The following is a 17,724-nucleotide window of genomic DNA, read 5'->3' as shown; positions in this document are numbered from 1 at the left end:
CTGCCGCGGCGCGCGGCCCACCGCGGCGGCCGTCGGCGTCAACCCTGCAGCACGCGCAAGATCTCGCGGCCGTACGCCTCGAGTTTTTTGGCGCCCACGCCGCTCACCGCGCCCACCTCGTCCAAGGTTTGCGGGTGCTGTGCGGCCAGCTCGTGCAGGGTGCTGTTGGGGAAGATCAGGTAGGCCGGCAGGTCGTGCTCGCGCGCCACCTCGGTGCGCCAGGCCTTGAGGGCCTCCAGTCGCGCTTGGGCGGCGGGGTCCAGGTCGCCGAGCGGGGCGGCGCCGCCGGCCTTGCGCGCGGTCTTGAGCTTGGGCGCGCGGCCCTCGCCCGTGCCCTCGCGCAGCTTCACGGTTTGGTCGCCCCGCAGCACGGGCTTGGCGGCCTCGCCCAGGGCCAAGGTTTGGTACTCGCCCTCCACCTCGATGGCGTTCATGGCGATGAGCTGGCGCAGCACCGCGCGCCACTGCGTTTCGCTCACGTTCTTGCCGATGCCCCAGGTGCTGAGCGTGTCGTGCCCGTGCTGGCGGGTTTTGTCGGTGGCCTTGCCGCGCAGCACGTCGATCAGGTGGCCGGCGCCGAAGCGTTGGTTGCGCTCCTTCTGGAAGCGGTAGATGCAGCTCAGGGCCATGCGCGCGGGCTCGGTCGCGTCCCAAACGGCCGGCGGGTTCAAGCAGTTGTCGCAGTTGCCGCACTGGTACAGGGCCCCCAGTCTCCGCCCCTGCGGGGCTTCGCCACCCCCCGAGGGGGCACGCCCGCCTTGGGGCGGCCCGGCGGCGGGCGTCGCGCCACTCGCTTCAGAGTCCTCGCCGAAGTAGGCCAACAGGCGCCGGCGGCGGCAGTCGGTGCTTTCGGCCAGGGCCAGCAGGGCGTCGAGCTTGGCGCGCTGCACGCGCTTGAACTCCTCGCCGGCGGGGCTCTCGTCGATCATGCGGCGCTGCTGCACCACGTCGGCCAGGCCATAGGCCATCCAGGCGTTGGCCGGTTCGCCGTCGCGGCCGGCGCGGCCGGTCTCCTGGTAATAGCCTTCGATGTTCTTGGGAAGGTCCAGGTGAGCGACGAAGCGCACGTCGGGCTTGTCGATGCCCATGCCGAACGCGATCGTGGCCACCATCACCACGCCCTCGTCGCGCAAGAAGCGGTCTTGGTGCTGGGCGCGCGTGGCGCTGTCCAGCCCCGCGTGGTAAGGCAGGGCCTTCACGCCCTGGCCCTGCAGCCACTCGGCGGTTTCGTCGACCTTCTTGCGGCTGCCGCAGTACACGATGCCGGCGTCCAGGCTGCCGCTGTCGCGGTGCTCGGCGTACAGGAAGCGCAGCAGCTGGGCGCGCGGGTCGCTCTTTTCGACCACGCGGTAGCGGATGTTGGGGCGGTCGAAGCTGGCCACGAAGGCGGGGGCGTCCTGCAGTTGCAGGCGCTCGACCATGTCGGCGCGCGTGTGGGCGTCGGCCGTGGCGGTGAGCGCCATGCGTGGCACGCCGGGGTAGCGCTCGTGCAGCAGACTCAGGGCGAGGTAGTCCTCGCGGAAGTCGTGGCCCCACTGGCTGACGCAGTGCGCCTCGTCGATGGCGAACAGGGCCAGCAGGTTTCGCTCGTGCAGGGAATCGAGCCGGGCCTGGAAGCGGGCGTTGGTCACGCGCTCGGGGGCGGCGTACAGCAGGGTCAGCTCGCCGCTGAGCAGCTCGCGCTCGATGCGCTTGGTGGCCTCGAAGTCCAGCGTGCTGTTCAAGAAGGCGGCCTTGACGCCGACCTCTTCCAGCGCGCCGACCTGGTCGTGCATCAGCGCGATGAGCGGGCTGACCACGAGCGTGACGCCCTTGCCCTGGCGCTGGCGCACGATGGCCGGGATTTGGTAGCAGAGCGACTTGCCGCCGCCCGTGGGCATGAGCACGAGCGCGTCCTGCCCCGCGATGGCGGCGTCGACGATGTCGCGCTGCAGGCCGCGGAAGGCGGGGTAGCCGAAGACCTGCTGGAGGACCTGGAGGGCGGGGTCGGACGGAGGAGCGGTCAACGGCGGCATGGGGCCGCGATTGTCGTTGCCGCCCGCAGCGCGCTCAGCGTGCGTCCAGGGGGAACCGGGTGCAGCCCAGACGCTCGGAGATGTCGCGGCTGGCGGCCTGCAGCATGGCCACCACCTCGGGCGCCTTGGCGGCGTCGTAGCGGAAGGTGGGGAATGACACGCTCATGCCCGCCACGGGCTGGCCCAGGCGGTCGAAGATGGGCACGCCGATGCAGCGGATGTGGTCGTCGAACTCTTCGCGGTCTTCGCCGAAGCCCTGGGCCTTGACCTGGGCCAACTCGGCGAGGAAGGCGCCGCGTTCGGTGATGGTCTTGTCGCGAAAGCGCTGGAACTCGGCGCCGTCGAGCACGCGGTCGCGCCGCTCGGGGTGCTCCCAGGCCATCAGCACCTTGCCGATGGCCGTGCAGTGCAGGGGCGCGCGGCGGCCGATCTTGGAGTACATGCCCAGCATGTGCTTCGAGTCGACCTTGTGCACGTAGATGATTTCGCTGTCGATCAGCGTGCCCAGGTGCACGGTCTCGCCCGTGGCGTCGGCCAGCATCTGCATGTGGTGCTTGGCCAGGTCCACCAGCTCGGGGAAGGGCAGGGCCTTGGCGCCGAGTTCGAACATGCGCATGGTCAGGCCATAGCGCTCGCTGTCGGGCTCCTGGCGCACGTAGCCCAGGGTCTTCATGGTTTGCAGGAAGCGGTAGACGGTGGCCTTGGGCATGGCCAGGCGCACGGACAGGTCGGAGATGCCGATGTCGCTGCGCTCGCTCAGGGCGTTCAAGATGGCGAACACCTTGAGCACCGCGGCCACGGATTCGGGGCTTTGCTTGCCGTCGCTGAGGTCGTCGTCGATGCCGGTTGCCATGGGGATTCGGTGGTTTGCGGGCGCGATTGTCGACCAGGGTTTCAGGGCCGGGGCCCCGCGCCTTCCCGCACGCGCTGGGCGGCGGTGGCGGCGGGCTCGGGCGCCAGGGCGTAGGGGGGCGACCAGGTCACGGGCGCTAGGTTGGGAAAGGCGGCGGCCAAGTCCGGGGGCTGGCCGTTGAGCAGGGAGCCGCGGTCGGTGAAGCGCTCGCCCTTGAGCACGCGCAGCAGCTTCGTCGCCGGCACCGGCCCTTCCCAGGCGTTGGCTTCGCTCAGCACGCTCGACGCGAAGCCGATGCCGATGGAGTAGGCGTAGCCGTAGGCGCTGTCGGGACGGGGTTCGTAGAGGTTGTTGAGCACGTGCACTTGGCCGAAGCGCACGCGGGGCGTGCGCTCGGCCACGCCCACCCAGCGGTTGTGGTGCAGGGTCACGCGCAGGTGGCCGGCGTCGCTGGTGAGCTTGTCGCTGCCGCCGATGAGCGTGGTCTTGCTGTGCGCTTCGAAATGGTTCCACGACACGGTCACGAGGTCGGACTGCAGGGTCACGTCCAGCAGGCCGTCGTGGCGCTGCTGCAGGCGCCCGAAGACCGTGCGCTCCTGCGCGTCGGGCCGGGTGCCGTCGTCGAAGCGGCAGTGGTCCACCCACACGTGCCGCGCCCCGCGCAGCGAGAGGGTGTCGTACTCGCTGTTCCACTCGCCCAGCGCCCCGTCCAGCGGGTCCCACTGGGGGAAGTGGTCGTAGGCGTCCGACAGGTGCAGGTGGCGCACGATGACCTGCTGCACGCGGTCCAGCATCAGGCTGCCGTTGGCGAAGCCGGCGCCGGGCACGACGCCGATGAGCGTTGTGTTCGAGGGCAGGCGCACCACGGTGGCCGCGGCCTGGCGCTTGCTGCTGCGCAGTCTCGCTTCTTCCAGCGGGCCACTGGGCGGGCGGCGGCCCCAGACGGCCGGGTCGTAGGCGCGCTCGTAGGCGGCTGGGTCGAAGTCGGGGTCGCGGTAGGCCTCGGCGCCTTGCGGGTCGAGGTCGATGCGGGCCATCACCGCCAAGACCTTGGGCGTGTCGCCCAGGCGCAGCGCGGCGTCCAGGTCGGCGCGGGTGCGGATGGCCAGCACGTGTTCCGGCCTCGCGGCGCTGCCGCCGCGCGTGCCGCCCGCCACCGAGGCCCAGCCTTGGCCTTCGGGCAGGGACTCGAAAGCCGCGGCAGGCAGCGTGGCGTTGCCGAACTCGGCCAATCGGTTGACGCTGGGGTCGAAGGGGCGGCGCGCGGTGGACGCCGTCCAGCCGCTGAGGTGCGCGCCCAGCAGGCTGTCGCGCACGAGGGCGCGGCCGTTGGGCGAGGTCGCCGTCCATGGGCCGCCCTTGGGCACGCCCGCGTCCCAGGCGCGTCCCAGGTGCACGCTCCCGGGGGCCACGCCCGGTTCGGCCAGCCAGCGGCTGTTCGTGACCAGGAAGCCTTGGGCCTGCTGCGGCGCCGTGCTGGGCGCCAGACCGATGCCCCGCTCGCCCGGGGCGCGGCGGCCTGCGCGGCTGAGGATCAGGCTGTCGTCGATCACCAGCGTGGCGGCGCCAAAGACGAAGTCGACATCGCCCGCGAGGGTGCTGCGCTCCACCAGCACGCGGGCGGGGGCGTCGGGCCGGCCGCGGTCGGCGTAGAAGGTGTCTTGGTGGCCCCAGAGGGCGACTTCGCTCAGGTGGATGCGGTCGCCCCGCGTCAGCAAGGCCACGGCCTGCGCGCCGCCCGTTTCACCGGCCCCCGGGGGGTAGCCCTGGCCGGCGCGCGCGCCGTCCATCGCGTCGTTGGCGATGCTGAGGCGGTGCAGGTGCACCTCGTCTTGCGCGACCACCACCGTGGCGCTGCCGGCCGTGCCGTGCGTGGCGCTGCCCAGCGCGGGCACGCAGGGCTGGGCGGGGGCCTCGGGCGCCTTGGGCTGGGCGGCGTAGCGGCCGTCCACCAGGCGCACGGCCTCGGGCGTGGCCCCCAAGCCGACGAGGGCGATGGGCCCCAGGCCGCGCAGGCACAGCGGGCCGCGGTAGGTGCCCGGGTACAGGCGCACCACGCGCAGCGTGCCGGTCGACGGCGGCAGCGCGTCCAGCACCTGCTGCACCGCCTGGCCGGGGCGCACCTCGGCCACCACCGGGGCGCCCGCCGCCGACCCTGGCGTCCAGTCACCCAGGTAGGCGGCGCGGGTGTGCAGGGCGGTCTCGGCCTCGCTCAGTTGCGGGCGGTCTTGGCTGGGGGCTGCGGCCAGCGCGTCGGCCGCGAACAGCGCAGCACAAAGGCAGGCGGGCAGCAGGCGACCCAAGTGCCACCGTGGAACCGGCTTTGCCGGGCCACAGGTGGCGCCCCCCTGGGGGGGAGGCGCGAAGCGATTCGGGGGGGGGCTCACAAGCTGGCCAGGTACAGCGCGGGCTCGCCCTCGGCGTCGCAGCTGAACAGCACTTGTCGGTCGTCCGGCGTGAACGAGGGGTGCGGGTGGCTGACCTGGCGGTTGCCGTGCAGCACCTTCCACGAGCTGTCGTGGCGGGCGATGCGGCGCGTGGTGCCGGCCTTCAAGTCGAACAGGTGCAGGTAGGGGTCGCCGGTGAGCATGGCGTTGCTGGCGCTGGGGTCGGTGCTGGCGCTGCCGCAGCCGTCGCCCACCAACAGGCTGCCGTCGTGGTTGCTCATCAGGTGCGAGCAGGGCGGCATGGAGGTCAGCACGCGGTGTTCGAGCGTGACGGGGTCGAGGCGGCAGATCCAGCGCTCGGGCGCGTTGTGGCGGTAGCTCACGTACACCATGGCGCTGCCGTCGGGCACCCAAAACTCGTGCGTGCAGCTTTCGCCGGCGTCGTGCACCTTGCCGCAGCGGCGGTTCGTGCCGTCGGCGTTGATGAACCACATGCGCGCGTCGATCAGGTCGTGCGGCCCTTCGTGGCAGTAAGCCACGGTGGTGTCGTCGAAGGGGCGGTACTGCGGGTGGCCCAGCCAGCCGCGCTGCTCCAAGATCACGGTGCGTTCCCCCGTGGCCAGGTCGACGGAGAACAGCCGGCACAGGGGCTGGCGGTGGAACATCTCGTTGAATTTCTGCCAGGTGTCGAGCGGGAACCAGTCGTCGGCGGAGATCTCGATGCCCACCATCCGGGTGCAAGTGCTGTTGCTGACCCAGGTGCCGTAGCCCACCCAGCCCGAGGGCACGGTGTAGACCACCTCCTCCTGCAGCGTGTCCAGCGCCAAGCGGATCAGTTGGCGCTCTTGGCGCACGAAGTACAGGTGCCGGTCGTCGGGGCTCAGGAAGCCGCCAAAGGTGTTCTCGCCTGGCTGGTCGGTCAGCTGCGTCGCCACCTGGCTTTGCAGGTCCAGCAGGTGGTAGTTCCAGTGCTGGCCCGCGCCGAAGCCACCGCCGAACAGCAGGCGCTGCCCGTCGTTGGTGAAGCACTTTTGGTAGAAGTAATTGCGGTGGCAGGTGACGTCCAGCGGCGTCAGGCGCGTGACGCGCGCACCGGTGTCGGGGTCGGTCTTGGTGCTGAAGTGCAGCTGGCGTTGCGTGCTTTTCATCAGAGTCTCTGCAAGAGGGCCTGGCCCTCGTTGACGAGCCGGCGGGCGGCGTCGAGGTCGCTGGTCTTGCCGTAGGCCACGGTTTCGAAGACCTCGCGCATGAACTTCAAAAATCGCGCGTGCTCGAACAGGGGCGCGGGGCGGCGCAGTCGGCCCGCCAGGCGCTGGGCCTGGATCTGGTCGTGCGCGGCGAGTTCCAGCGGGGGCAGGCCGCCACTGGCTTGCAGCACGGCCAAGCTGCTGCGCGCCGAGGGCAGGCCGCGGGTGCGACCGAGGATCTTGGCCGCCTCGGGGTCGCACAGCAGGAAGTTCATCAGGCGCGCGGCCAGCTCGGGCTGGGGGCTGCTGCGACCCACCGCGTACATCAGGGTGGGGCGGCCGAACAGGCCGCTGTCGAGCGCGCCCGGCAGCGTGGGGAAGGCGCCGAGCGCCAGCTTCTCGCTGGGCGGCAGCGTGGACGCGCGCAGGCCGATCAGGGCGTCCCAGGTGTAGTTGCCGGCCCAGCGGCCCTTCACCCAATCGGGCTGCTGCTCGGTCGGCTTCTCGGCCCCACCCAGGCTGGCGCGCAACGGCAGGGGCGTGCACACGTGCTCGTTCACCAGGCGGCGGTAGGTCCGCACCCAATCCAGCGCAGCCGCTTCGTTCATGGCGATGCGGCGGTTGAGCGGGTCCACGTAGGGCGTGCCGTGGCGCTGCTGCACCCAAGTTTGGGCCAGCAGCATCATGTCGTACAGCTCGCCGTCCAGCGGGAAGGCGCCGTCGCCCAGGGCCCGGCGGAAGGCGGGGCCGGCGGCGAAGAGCTCGTCCCAGTTGCGCGGCAGGGCCAGCCCAGCGCGCCGGAACGCCGACTCGTTCCACAGCATGACCCGCGCGCTGAACGACAGGGGCAGCGCGTTGAGCTTGCCCTGCACCTGGCCGTAGGCGAGGTCGTCGGCACCGAACTGGTCGAGCTGCAGCACGGACTGCTGCGCGTTCAAGTCGGCGAAGCCGTTGCCCCGCTTGCTGAACATGGCGAGCCAAGCCCAGTTGATCTGCATCAGGTCGGGCTCGGCCCGGCCGGCGATCTGGGTGGTGAGCCGCTCCAGGTAGCCGTTGAAGCCCATGTACTCGGCCTTCACGCGCACGCCCGGGTGGCGTTGCTCGAAGAGCCGCAGCGCGGCCAGCGTCGCGCTGTGGCGGGCGGCTCCGCCCCACCAGGCGAAGCGCAGGGTGCGGGAGCCTTGGGCGTGCACCCAGGGCGCGGCGAACGTGGTGACGGCGGCAGCGCCGGCCGCGAGCACCAGGCGTCGTGACGCGGGCATCAGCGCAGCGCCACGCCGGTGCGGGCGTCGAACAGGTGGGCCTGGCCCATCTGGAACTGGAAGGCGTGCTGGCTGCCGCGCGGGGCTTGCAGCAGGTCACCGATCTGGTCGGCGTTGATGCGGGCGCTGAAGGCCTGCGCGCCCACGTCGAAGTAGACGAAGACCTCGGCGCCCATGTGCTCGCAAAAGCGCAGGGTGCCGGTCACGGCCACCGTGCCGGGGCGGGCTTCGGGCTGGATGCCGATGTGCTCGGGACGCAGGCCGAACTGCACCTCGCCGCTGACGGCCAGCGCCCGGCCCAGGCGCTCCGTGGGAATGGGCAGGCGCACACCGCCCACGGCCACGGCGCCGTCTTGCAAGGCGGCCGGCACGAGGTTCATCTCGGGCGAGCCGATGAAGCCGGCGACGAAGGCGTTGGCCGGGCGCTCGTACAGCGCGGTGGGCGTGTCCACCTGCTGGATGACGCCGGCCTTGAGCACGCAGATGCGTTCGCCCATGGTCATGGCCTCGGTCTGGTCGTGCGTCACGTAGATCGTGGTGGCCGGCTGGCCCGCCTCGCGCAGCGAGCGGTGCAACTCGGTCAGGCGCACGCGCATGGCGGCGCGCAGCTTGGCGTCGAGGTTGCTGAGGGGCTCGTCGAACAAGAACACGTCGGGCTTCTTGACGATGGCCCGGCCCACGGCCACGCGCTGTGCCTGACCGCCGCTGAGTTGCTTGGGGTAGCGGTCCAGCAGGTGCTCCATCTCCAGCAGTTGGGCGGCGTGGCGCACGCGCTGGTCCAGCTCGGCCTTGGGCGTCTTGGCCAGCTTGAGGCCGAAGGCCAGGTTGTCGTACACCGTCATGTGCGGGTACAGCGCGTAGTTCTGGAACACCATGGCGATGCCGCGTTCCTTGGGCGGCAGGTCGTTCACCGCGCGGCCGCCGATGCGCAGCTCGCCGCCGGTGATCGACTCCAGCCCCGCCACCATGCGCAGCAGCGTGGACTTGGCGCAGCCCGAAGGGCCGACGAAGACCATGAACTCGCCGTCGCGCACGTCGAGGTCGACACCGTGCACCGCTTTGAAGCCGTTGGGGTAGGTCTTCTCGACCCCTCTCAAATTCACTGCTGCCATGGGGCACTCAATTCTTCGAACTTCCGGTTTTGACCAAGGGCAGAGCGCCACGCAGTCCGCGGTGCTTCAAGCGGCCGCCGTGGAACCGGCTTTGCCGGGCCACTGGCGGCGCCCCCTGGGGGGCCGGCGAAGCCGGTACGGGGGGTCATCCTTTAACGCCAGAGCTGCTGGCGCCTTCGATGAAGTGTTTTTGGGCGGCGAAGAACACCAGCACCGAGGGAATCAAGGCCACCACGGAGATGGCGATGACGTTGGCCCACTCGACCTCCTCGGTGGCGCCGATGCTCATCTTGAGCGCCAGGCTGACCGGGTACTTCTCGACCGAGGCGAGGTAGATCAGCGGGCCCATGAAGTCGTTCATCGTCCAGATGAACTGGAAGACGATGACGGAGATGATGGCCGGCTTGAGCAGGGGCACCACGATGTGCCAGAGCAGCTGCAGCGCGTTGCAGCCGTCGATCTGCGCGGCCTCTTCCATGTCCCGCGGGATGCCGCGCAGGAACTGCACGAGCAGGAAGACGAAGAAGGTGTCGGTGGCGAAGGCCGAGGGCACGATGAGCGGCAGGTAGCCGTCAAGCCAGCCGATCTCGCGGAACACCAGGTACTGGGGCAGCCGCAGCACGATGAGCGGCAGCATCATGGTGCCGATCATGATGGCGAACAGGGTCTTCTTGCCCCAGAACTCGAAGCGCGCGAAGGCGTAGGCCACCAGCACGCAGCTGACCACCGTGACGACGATGCGCGGGATGGTGATGAGGAAGCTGTTGAGGAAGTAGGTGGCGAAGGTGTACTCGGTGCTGGTCTTCCAGCCCTTGGCGTAAGCGCCGAAGTCGAGCTGGCTGGGCACGAAGCCCGCCGAGGTGAAGATCTCGGCGTTGCTCTTGAACGAGGCGCCGACCAGCCAGATCAGCGGGTACAGCATCACCAGGGCCACGGCCCCGAGGGTGAGGTAACGCAGCCAGGGCGTGCGAGTTGCTTCGACCTGGTTCATGCGGTTCTCCCGCGCAGGGCCGTCCCAAGCGGGAGACGGCCCCCTTGGGGGGTGGCGAAGGCGCGGAGCGCCGCAGACCGGGGGCTCTTGGTCACTTCTTGTCCTTTTCGCCGGCGTAGAAGACCCAGTACTTGCTGCTCCAGAACGAGAGCAAGGCCAGCCCGCCGACCAGCGCGAACAGCACCCAGCTCAGCGCCGCGCCGTAGCCCAGGTTGAAGAAGCGGAAGCTCTGGTCGTAGATGTAGAGCGCCAGCACGTAGGTGCTGTGCAGCGGACCGCCCTCGGTGATCATGTACGGGCCGTTGAACTCCTGGAACGCGTGCACCATTTGCATGATGAGGTTGAAGAAGATCACCGGCGTGATGAGCGGCACCGTGATGCGCCAGAACTGCTGGGTCTTGCTGGCGCCGTCGATCTCGGCGGCCTCGTACAGGCTGGTGGGCACGTTCTGCAGCGCGGCCAAGAAGATGACCATGGCCGAGCCGAACTGCCAGGTGAACAGCAGCACGATGGTCCACATCGAGTAGTGCTCGTCGGCCAGCCAGGCGATGGGCTCCAAGCCCAACTGCGCCAGCACGATGTTCACCAGCCCATGCTTGGCGAACAGAAAGCGCCACAGCACCGCGGTGGCGATGCTGCCGCCCAGGATCGACGGGATGTAGAAGGCCGCGCGAAAGGCGTTGATGCCCTTGAGCTTGAAGTTCAGCACGTGCGCGATGAGCAGCGCAAAGCCCACGCGCAGTGGCACGGCCAGCACCGCGAACCACATCGTCACACCCAGGCTCTTGACGAACAGCGGATCGGCCGTGGCCAGCTCTTGGTAGTTGCGCAGGCCCACGAACTCGGGCGGGTCGATCAGGTCGTACTGCGTGAAGCTCAGCGCAAAGCTCATCACGAAGGGCGTGAGCTTGAACAGCAGCACGCCCAGCACGAAGGGCAAGACGAACAGGAAGCCGAGGCGCTTGTTGTCGTACACGTTGGATCGCCTATGCCAGCACTGAGCGCATCAGGGCGCCGGAGCCCTGTGCTCCGTTCATGTCCCCCGGTGCCGTCTTGGCGGACGGCACCTCCTCCTTCACTTCACTGCGCACAGCGCCCCAGCCCCCTGATGAAGCTGCACCGAGAACGACTGGGAAGCGGTGCATGGCTTCAGCGTGCAAGCCAGCCGCCGTCCACGGCCACGGTGTAGCCGTTCACGTAGTCCGAGGCCTTGGAGGCCAGGAACACGACCGGGCCGGCCAGGTCCTCGGGCGTGCCCCAGCGGCCGGCCGGGATGCGCTCCAGGATGGAGGCGTTGCGGCCTTCGTCGGCGCGCAGCGCGGCGGTGTTGTTGGTGGCCATGTAGCCGGGGGCGATGGCGTTGACGTTGATGCCGTGCTGCGCCCATTCGTTGGCCATCAGGCGGGTGATGCCCATCACGCCACTCTTGCTGGCGGTGTACGAGGGCACGCGCACGCCGCCCTGGAAGCTGAGCATCGAGGCGATGTTGATGATCTTGCCGCCCTTGCCCTGCGCCAAGAACAGCTTGGCCACGGCCTGGGACAGGAAGAACACGGACTTGAGGTTCAGGTCGATCACGTCGTCCCAGTCGGCCTCGCTGAACTTGATGGCGTCTTCGCGCCGAATGATGCCGGCGTTGTTCACCAAGATGTTCACCTCACCGGTGAGCGACTTGGCCTGGGCCAGCAGGTCGGGGATGCAGCTCAGGTCGGCCAAGTTGGCGCGCAGGTCCAAGAAGCGGCGGCCCAGGGCCTCGACACCGTGGCGGGTGTCGGCCGGGTCGGAGACGTTGATGCCGACGATGTCGGCCCCGGCTTGCGCCAGCGCCAGGGCCATGCCTTGGCCCAGGCCGGTGTTGCAGCCGGTGACGATGGCGACCTGGCCGCCGAGTTGGAAGTGATCAAGGACCATGGGGTTCGTCCTGGTGCCGTGGCACCGTTCGGGTGAGGAAGGCCCGCGCCCCGTGCCGAACGGGGCGTTGCCGCGAAGGGAGGCCGGGTTAGCGGAGGGCGGTCATGGGGACGTGGTCCATGTCTTTGAAGACCTGGTTCTCGCCCACCATGCCCCAGATGAAGGTGTAGGCCTGCGTGCCCACGCCGCTGTGCATGGACCAGCTTGGGTTGATCACGGCCTGCTCGTTGCGCACCACGAGGTGGCGGGTCTGCGTGGGCTCGCCCATCAGGTGGAACACCACGGCCTGCTCGCTCATGTCGAAGTAGAAATACACCTCCATGCGCCGGTCGTGCGTGTGGCAGGGCATGGTGTTCCACAGGCTGCCGGGTTCCAGCTGGGTCAGGCCCATCAGCAGTTGGCAGGTGGGCAGCACGTCGGGCACCAGGTACTTGTAAATGGTGCGGCGGTTGCTGGTTTCGGCGCTGCCCAGGGTCTCGGGGCTGGCCTCGGCCTGCGTCACCTTGCGGGTGGGGTAGGAGGTGTGGGCCGGCGCGCAGTTGAAGTACAGCTTGGCGGGTTGGGCCGCGTTCACGCTCGCAAAACTCAGTTCCTTGGCGCCTTGCCCCACGTACAGGGCCTCGCGGGCGGCCACGTCGTACACCGTGCCGTCCACCGTCACGCGGGCGTCGCCGCCGATGTTGATCAGGCCCAGCTCCCGGCGCTGCAGAAAGTAGTCGGTGCCGGTGTGCTTGCCCAGCTCGGCCGAGAAGGTCACCGGCTTCGTCACCGGCAGGATGCCGCCCACGATGATCCGGTCGATCTGGCTGTAGGTCAGCGTGGCCTGGTCGGCCACGAACAGGTCTTGCACCAAGAAGTGGCGGCGCAGGCCTTCGGTGTCCAGCGTGCGGGCGTGCTCGCTGTGGATGGGTTGGCGGATTTCCATGGGATCGGGTCCTTCAGAGGCCTGCGGCGGGCCGGGGTCGGGCAAGCGCCTCGCGGCGCGATGGGGTGCAGCTTAGGCGACAAGCGGCGTTGTTTGGAATCATGGTTTCTAATTAGTGAACCGCTGTTCCAATTTTGCACGAGATGGCTATAGTCGTCCACAACAACGCAGCCCTCTCCCGTCGATTTCCCCCCGATTTGTCATGAGCAGCCCTTACTTCCTGAACGACGACGTGCCCTGGACGGAGCTGGGCGACGGCATCCGCCGCAAGGTGGTGGCCCACACGCCGCAGCTGATGTCGGTGCTGGTCGAGTTCGACGCCGGCGCCATCGGCACGCCCCACGCGCACGACGTGCACGACCAGATCGCCTTCTGCGTGAAGGGTTCGTTCGAGTGCGAGGTCGGCGGCGTCAAGGCCGTGTTGCGCGCCGGCCAGGCCTTCTCGGCCCCGCACGGCGTGATGCACGGGGTGAAGGCGCTGGAGGCCGGCAGCCAGTTGCTGGACCAGTTCTCCCCCCGCCGAGACGACTACCTGTAAGCCTTTCAACGGTGGGCCCTCGCACTGCAGCGAAGCCCGCCCGGTTCCCGATCGGGGCTGCCCTGCGCGCAGCCCTCCCGCAGGGCGGCATCGCCCAACTCACGACCCCGATCCCCGATCCGTGCGCGCCGGCCCCCTAACGGCGCACACGCCCCAGAACCAGGAGACCCACCATGAGCCAGCGCCGTCGCGACTTCCGCCTGCGCCCCACCCACCTCGCCGCCGCCCTCGTGGCGAGCGCTGCCGTCGCCCCGACTTGGGCGCAAACGGCCCAAGCCGATGCGGCGGCCGATGCCGCCAAGCTCGACACCGTGGTGGTCACCGGCATCCGCGCTTCGCTGGAAAGCGCCCTGAACGCCAAGAAGCGCGACCGCGGCATCGTCGACGTCGTCAAGTCGGAAGACATCGCCAAGTTCCCCGACACCAACCTGGCCGAATCGCTGCAGCGCGTGCCCGGCGTGGTGATCGACCGGGATGCCGGCGAAGGCCGCAACATCACCGTGCGCGGTTTGGGGGCCGACTTCACCCGCGTGCGCATCAACGGCATCGAAGCCCTGGCCACCACCGGCGGCACCGACAGCTCCGGCGGTGCCAACCGCAGCCGCGGCTTCGACTTCAACGTCTTCGCCGCCGAGTTGTTCAACAGCCTGACCGTGCGTAAGAGCAACTCGGCCGATGTGGACGAAGGCTCGCTGGGCGCCACCGTCGACCTGCAGGCCGCGCGCCCCTTCGACTTCAAGGGCTTCACCGCCACCGTGTCGGCCAAGGCCCGCTACAACGACCTGGCGCAGAAGACCGACCCGCGCATCGCCTTCCTGGTGACCGACACCAACGCCGACCGCACCGTGGGCATCTTGTTCTCGGGCGCGTACTCCAAGCGCCGCGTGTTCGAAGAAGGCTTCTCCACCGTGCGCTGGGACAACGGCGCCTCCAGCGGCGGCTGGTGCGCCCCACAGGGCGTGACGCCCGCGAACCCCACCACCTCCACCGCCACCACCTGCGGCCCCGCCGCCCAGGGCGTGGCCCGCCTGCCGGGCACGGCCGACAACATCGCCGCCTACAACCTGGCCAGCAACGCCGCCAACTTCCACCCGCGCCTGCCGCGCTACGGCCGCCTGACGCACGACCAAGACCGCCTGGGCCTGACGGCCGCGCTGCAATGGCGGCCGAGCAACGCCACCTTGGTCAGCTTGGACGTGATGCACTCGGTGCTCAGCGCCACGCGCCAAGAGGATTTCCTGTCGGCCATCTCCTTCAGCCGCAACGCGGGCCAGGGCGGCAAGCCGCAGACCAGCGTCGTCAGCACCGCTTACGACGCCAACGGCGCCCTGCTGTACGGCGTCTACAACGGCGTGGACATCCGGGCCGAGTCCCGCTTCGACGAGCTGAACACCACCTTCACGCAGCCCGCGCTCACCGTCCAGCACGACTTCAGCGACACCCTGCGCCTGACAACCAAGCTCGGCCGCGCGCAGTCCAAGTTCCGCAACCCGGTGCAAACCACCACCACGCTGGACGCGCTGAACGTCAACGGCTACGGCATCGACTTCCGTGGCAACGACCGCCTGCCGGTCATCACCTACCCCTTCGACCCCACGCAGGTCGGCGGCGCCTTGACCTTGGTCGGCGTGCCCCGCGTGACCACGGGCACCCAGCCCACCACGGTGCCCAACACCACCACCAGCGAAATCCGCATCCGCCCCCAAGGCGCCAACAACACCAACGACGTCGCGCAGGCCGACCTGAACTGGGACATCGTGCCCGAGCGCCTGAGCCTGCGCACCGGCCTGAACTGGAAGCGCTACAGCTTCGACACCTACGAGTTCCGCCGAGTCAACCAGAACGACACGATCTTTGCGCCGAGCACCTCGGTGGGCAGCCTGACCACCACGCTCACCGGTTTCGGCAAGGGCCTGGACCTGCCCGCGGGCACGCCCACCAGCTGGGTCATCCCCAACCTGAGCGCCATCGCCGCCGCGTACGACATCTACTGCAACTGCCTGAAGAGCGGCCCCGCTGGCGGCCCCGGTGACTTCACGCTCTCGTCCACCACCAACGGCAACGCCCGCGGCAACAACCGCTCGGTGCAAGAGACCGACACCGGCGGCTACCTGATGGCCGACTTCAGCGACACCCTGTTCGGCCTGCGCGTCAACGGCAACGCCGGCGTGCGCTACGTCAAGACCGAACAGCTGGCCAAGGGCTACCAGGCCACGGCCGGTGGCACCGAGGTCAACACCGTCAACACCTACACCGACGTGCTGCCCTCGCTCAACCTGTCGGCCAACGTGATGCCCGACGTGATCGTGCGCTTCGCGGCCTCCAAGGCCATGGCCCGCCCGCAGTTGGGCAACCTGAACCCCGGCGGCACCATCAGCACCACCGGCACGCTCAGCGTCACCAGCGGCAACCCCTACCTCAAGCCCTTCCGCGCCAAGACCTACGACCTGAGCGCCGAGTGGTACCACTCGCGCAGCGGTTTCGTGGGCCTGGGCCTGTTCCAGAAGAACATCGACACCTACATCCAGAGCCTGCGCACCAACATCGCGTTCAAGGACACCGGCCTGCCGCTGAGCCTGCTGCCCAGCAACTTCACGGGCGACGAGGTCTTCCAGGTCACCACCCCCATCAACACCCCGGGGGGCAAGCTCACCGGCTTTGAAGTGAACCTGCAGCAGCCCTTCACCTTCCTGCCGGGCTGGGGCAAGAACTTGGGCGTGCTGCTGAACTACACCAAGGTCAAGTCCAAGATCACCTACCTCGTCTCGCCCACCAGCAACGCCACCATCGTGGACGACCTGCTCAACATGTCGCCCACCTCGGCCAACGCCACGCTGTACTACGACGACGGCACCTTCAGCGCCCGGGTGTCGCTGTCCAAGCGCTCCACCTTCCTGACCCGCGTTCCGGGCCAGAACAACAACGACGTCGAAGGCAAGGTGGGCAGTAGCAACGTCGACCTGTCCTTGTCGTACAAGGTGAACAAGAACCTGGACGTCACTCTGGAAGGCGTGAACCTGACCAACGAGGCCAACGACCAGTTCATCAGCCGGGCGCGCAACAGCTCGGTGGTCTACCACGTGACCGGTCGCGAGGTCTTGCTGGGTGCCCGCTACAAGTTCTAAAGCGGCCTTGGCGGTGGCGCTGCTCGTCGGCGCCACCTTCGCGTCGTGGGCCCAAGGGCAGCCGCCCGCGGGCCCACGCGTCCTCCTGGTGGGCGACTCGACGATGGCCCCGCGCAGCGGCTACGGCAACGCGCTGTGCGCGAAGCTGCTACAGGTGGCCTGCTTGAACTTGGCGCGCGGCGGTCGCTCCACCTTGAGCTACCGCGCCGAAGGCCTGTGGGACACGGTGCTCACCCTGCTGCGCGAGCGCGGCCCCGGCGACACCCGCCAGCGCAACCTGGTCCTCATCCAGTTCGGCCACAACGACCAACCCGGCAAGCCTGGCCGCTCCACCGACCTGGCCACCGAGTTCGGCCCCAACCTCGCGCGCTATGTCGCCGAGGTGCGGGCCGAGGGCGGCGAGGTGGTGCTGATCACGCCACTCACCCGCCGCAGCTTCAAGGACGGCGCACTCGTTAACGACCTGCGCCCCTGGGCCGAGGCCACGCTGCGCGTGGGTGCCGAGCTGGGCGTGCCCGTTCTCGACCTCTACGCCACCAGCAGCGCCGCCGTGCAAGCCCTGGGCCCCGAGGCCGCCGACACCCTGGCCGAGGCCCCGCCCCGCTTCGACCGTACGCACCTTGGCCCCAAGGGCGCGGCGCTGTTCGCGCAGCAGGTGCTGGACGGCCTGCTGGCCCTCAAGCCCGAACTGGCCAGCGCCCAAACCTTGCGCTGAGCCAGCGCTGACACTTCCGGCCATGGATTGGTTCTCCCCGGCTCAGCTCCTGGGCTACCTGGCCGCGGCCTTCGGCCTGGCCTGCTTCGCGCAGACCAACGACCGGCGCTTCAAGCTCTTCATGGCGGCCGAGTGCGCCGCCTTCATCGGCCACTTCGCGCTGCTGGGCCAGCCCACGGCGGTGGCCAGCACCACCGTGTCGCTGCTGCGCTCTCTGGCCTCGCTGCGCGGGCGCAGTCCGGCGCTGGGCGTCTTCTTCATTGCCTTGTCGGCGGGCTTGGGGCTGTGGTTGATGACGGGCCCGCTGAGCCTGCTGCCCATCGCCGCCAGCTGCATCGGCACCTACGCGCTGTTCTTCCAAAGCGGCGTGCGCATGCGCGCGCTGATGCTCGTCGGCACCGGGTGCTGGCTGGTCAACAACGTGCTGGTGGGCTCGGTGGGCGGCTCCGTGCTGGAGGCCGCCATTGCGGCCACCAATGGCTGGACGATTTGGCGTTTGCGTCAAGGCCGTTGAGGGCCTAAGTCGTCCCAGGCGGGGGAGCGGCTTTCGGCACGAGTTGCCTGCGGGGCGGCTACCGACCCCTAGCAGCTTTAGCCTTTACCGTGCGCCGCGCTCGCACGGCCGAGAAAGTGGCCATCAGCACCCACCAACCAACTTGCTTACTGGACAGCTCACCGCCGGCAGCATGCGCGACTGTTTCCA

General features: G+C 69.2%; 14 protein-coding genes. 4 read left to right on the top strand and 10 right to left on the bottom strand.

Features of this window, described 5'->3' with window-relative positions:
- Positions 1-38 precede the first annotated feature (38 nt).
- The 10 genes from EOD73_RS13290 to kduI form a co-directional block, all read right to left on the bottom strand.
- A complete protein-coding gene (locus tag EOD73_RS13290; protein WP_127683517.1) occupies positions 39-2,015 on the bottom strand; it encodes a RecQ family ATP-dependent DNA helicase in 1,977 nt (658 codons plus the stop codon).
- A 34-nt stretch (positions 2,016-2,049) separates the two neighbouring features.
- Complete coding sequence (gene kdgR, locus EOD73_RS13285; RefSeq protein WP_127683516.1) at positions 2,050-2,868, bottom strand: DNA-binding transcriptional regulator KdgR; 819 nt, start codon at positions 2,866-2,868, stop codon at positions 2,050-2,052.
- 41 nt (positions 2,869-2,909) lie between these two features.
- Positions 2,910-5,171: a pectinesterase family protein gene (locus EOD73_RS13280; RefSeq protein ID WP_127683515.1), complete on the bottom strand. Its 2,262-nt coding sequence runs from the start codon at positions 5,169-5,171 to the stop codon at positions 2,910-2,912.
- 80 nt (positions 5,172-5,251) lie between these two features.
- A complete protein-coding gene (locus EOD73_RS13275; RefSeq protein WP_127683514.1) occupies positions 5,252-6,403 on the bottom strand; it encodes an oligogalacturonate lyase family protein in 1,152 nt (383 codons plus the stop codon).
- Entirely contained in the window at positions 6,403-7,704 is a 1,302-nt protein-coding gene (locus tag EOD73_RS13270; protein ID WP_127683513.1) for an ABC transporter substrate-binding protein, read from the bottom strand. The genes EOD73_RS13275 and EOD73_RS13270 overlap by 1 nt, the downstream gene beginning before the upstream one ends.
- On the bottom strand, positions 7,704-8,816 hold the full coding sequence (locus EOD73_RS13265; RefSeq protein WP_127683512.1) for an ABC transporter ATP-binding protein: 1,113 nt from the start codon (positions 8,814-8,816) through the stop codon (positions 7,704-7,706). Before EOD73_RS13265 ends, EOD73_RS13270 begins: the two co-directional genes overlap by 1 nt.
- 145 nt (positions 8,817-8,961) lie before the next feature.
- Positions 8,962-9,807 carry a carbohydrate ABC transporter permease gene (locus EOD73_RS13260; RefSeq protein WP_127683511.1) on the bottom strand — a complete coding sequence of 282 codons (846 nt, stop codon included), beginning with the start codon at positions 9,805-9,807 and terminating at the stop codon, positions 8,962-8,964.
- Between the two features lie 91 nt (positions 9,808-9,898).
- The gene (locus EOD73_RS13255; protein ID WP_127683510.1) at positions 9,899-10,783 is read right to left on the bottom strand and encodes a carbohydrate ABC transporter permease; all 885 of its coding nucleotides are present in this window, start codon (positions 10,781-10,783) and stop codon (positions 9,899-9,901) included.
- 173 nt (positions 10,784-10,956) lie between these two features.
- Entirely contained in the window at positions 10,957-11,718 is a 762-nt protein-coding gene (gene kduD, locus EOD73_RS13250) for a 2-dehydro-3-deoxy-D-gluconate 5-dehydrogenase KduD (RefSeq protein WP_127683509.1), read from the bottom strand.
- Between the two features lie 88 nt (positions 11,719-11,806).
- A complete protein-coding gene (gene kduI, locus EOD73_RS13245) occupies positions 11,807-12,643 on the bottom strand; it encodes a 5-dehydro-4-deoxy-D-glucuronate isomerase (protein ID WP_127683508.1) in 837 nt (278 codons plus the stop codon).
- A gap of 202 nt (positions 12,644-12,845) precedes the next feature.
- On the opposite strand from kduI, the gene EOD73_RS13240 reads away from it, so the two are divergent.
- From EOD73_RS13240 to EOD73_RS13225, 4 genes are all read left to right on the top strand, one after another.
- A complete protein-coding gene (locus EOD73_RS13240) occupies positions 12,846-13,181 on the top strand; it encodes a cupin domain-containing protein (RefSeq protein ID WP_127683507.1) in 336 nt (111 codons plus the stop codon).
- A gap of 173 nt (positions 13,182-13,354) precedes the next feature.
- Positions 13,355-16,306, top strand: coding sequence for a TonB-dependent receptor (locus EOD73_RS13235; RefSeq protein ID WP_127683506.1), 2,952 nt, complete (start codon positions 13,355-13,357; stop codon positions 16,304-16,306).
- An 88-nt stretch (positions 16,307-16,394) separates the two neighbouring features.
- Positions 16,395-17,021: a rhamnogalacturonan acetylesterase gene (locus EOD73_RS13230; RefSeq protein WP_240660711.1), complete on the top strand. Its 627-nt coding sequence runs from the start codon at positions 16,395-16,397 to the stop codon at positions 17,019-17,021.
- A 22-nt stretch (positions 17,022-17,043) separates the two neighbouring features.
- Complete coding sequence (locus EOD73_RS13225) at positions 17,044-17,535, top strand: YgjV family protein (protein ID WP_127683505.1); 492 nt, start codon at positions 17,044-17,046, stop codon at positions 17,533-17,535.
- The last annotated feature ends 189 nt before the right edge of the window (positions 17,536-17,724 follow it).

This window comes from Inhella crocodyli, assembly GCF_004004565.1.
In the GTDB taxonomy this organism is placed as follows: Bacteria; Pseudomonadota; Gammaproteobacteria; order Burkholderiales; family Burkholderiaceae_C; genus Inhella; species Inhella crocodyli.
The sequence above is the reverse complement of the archived record's forward strand: the minus strand, read 5'-3'. Positions and strand labels throughout refer to the sequence as shown.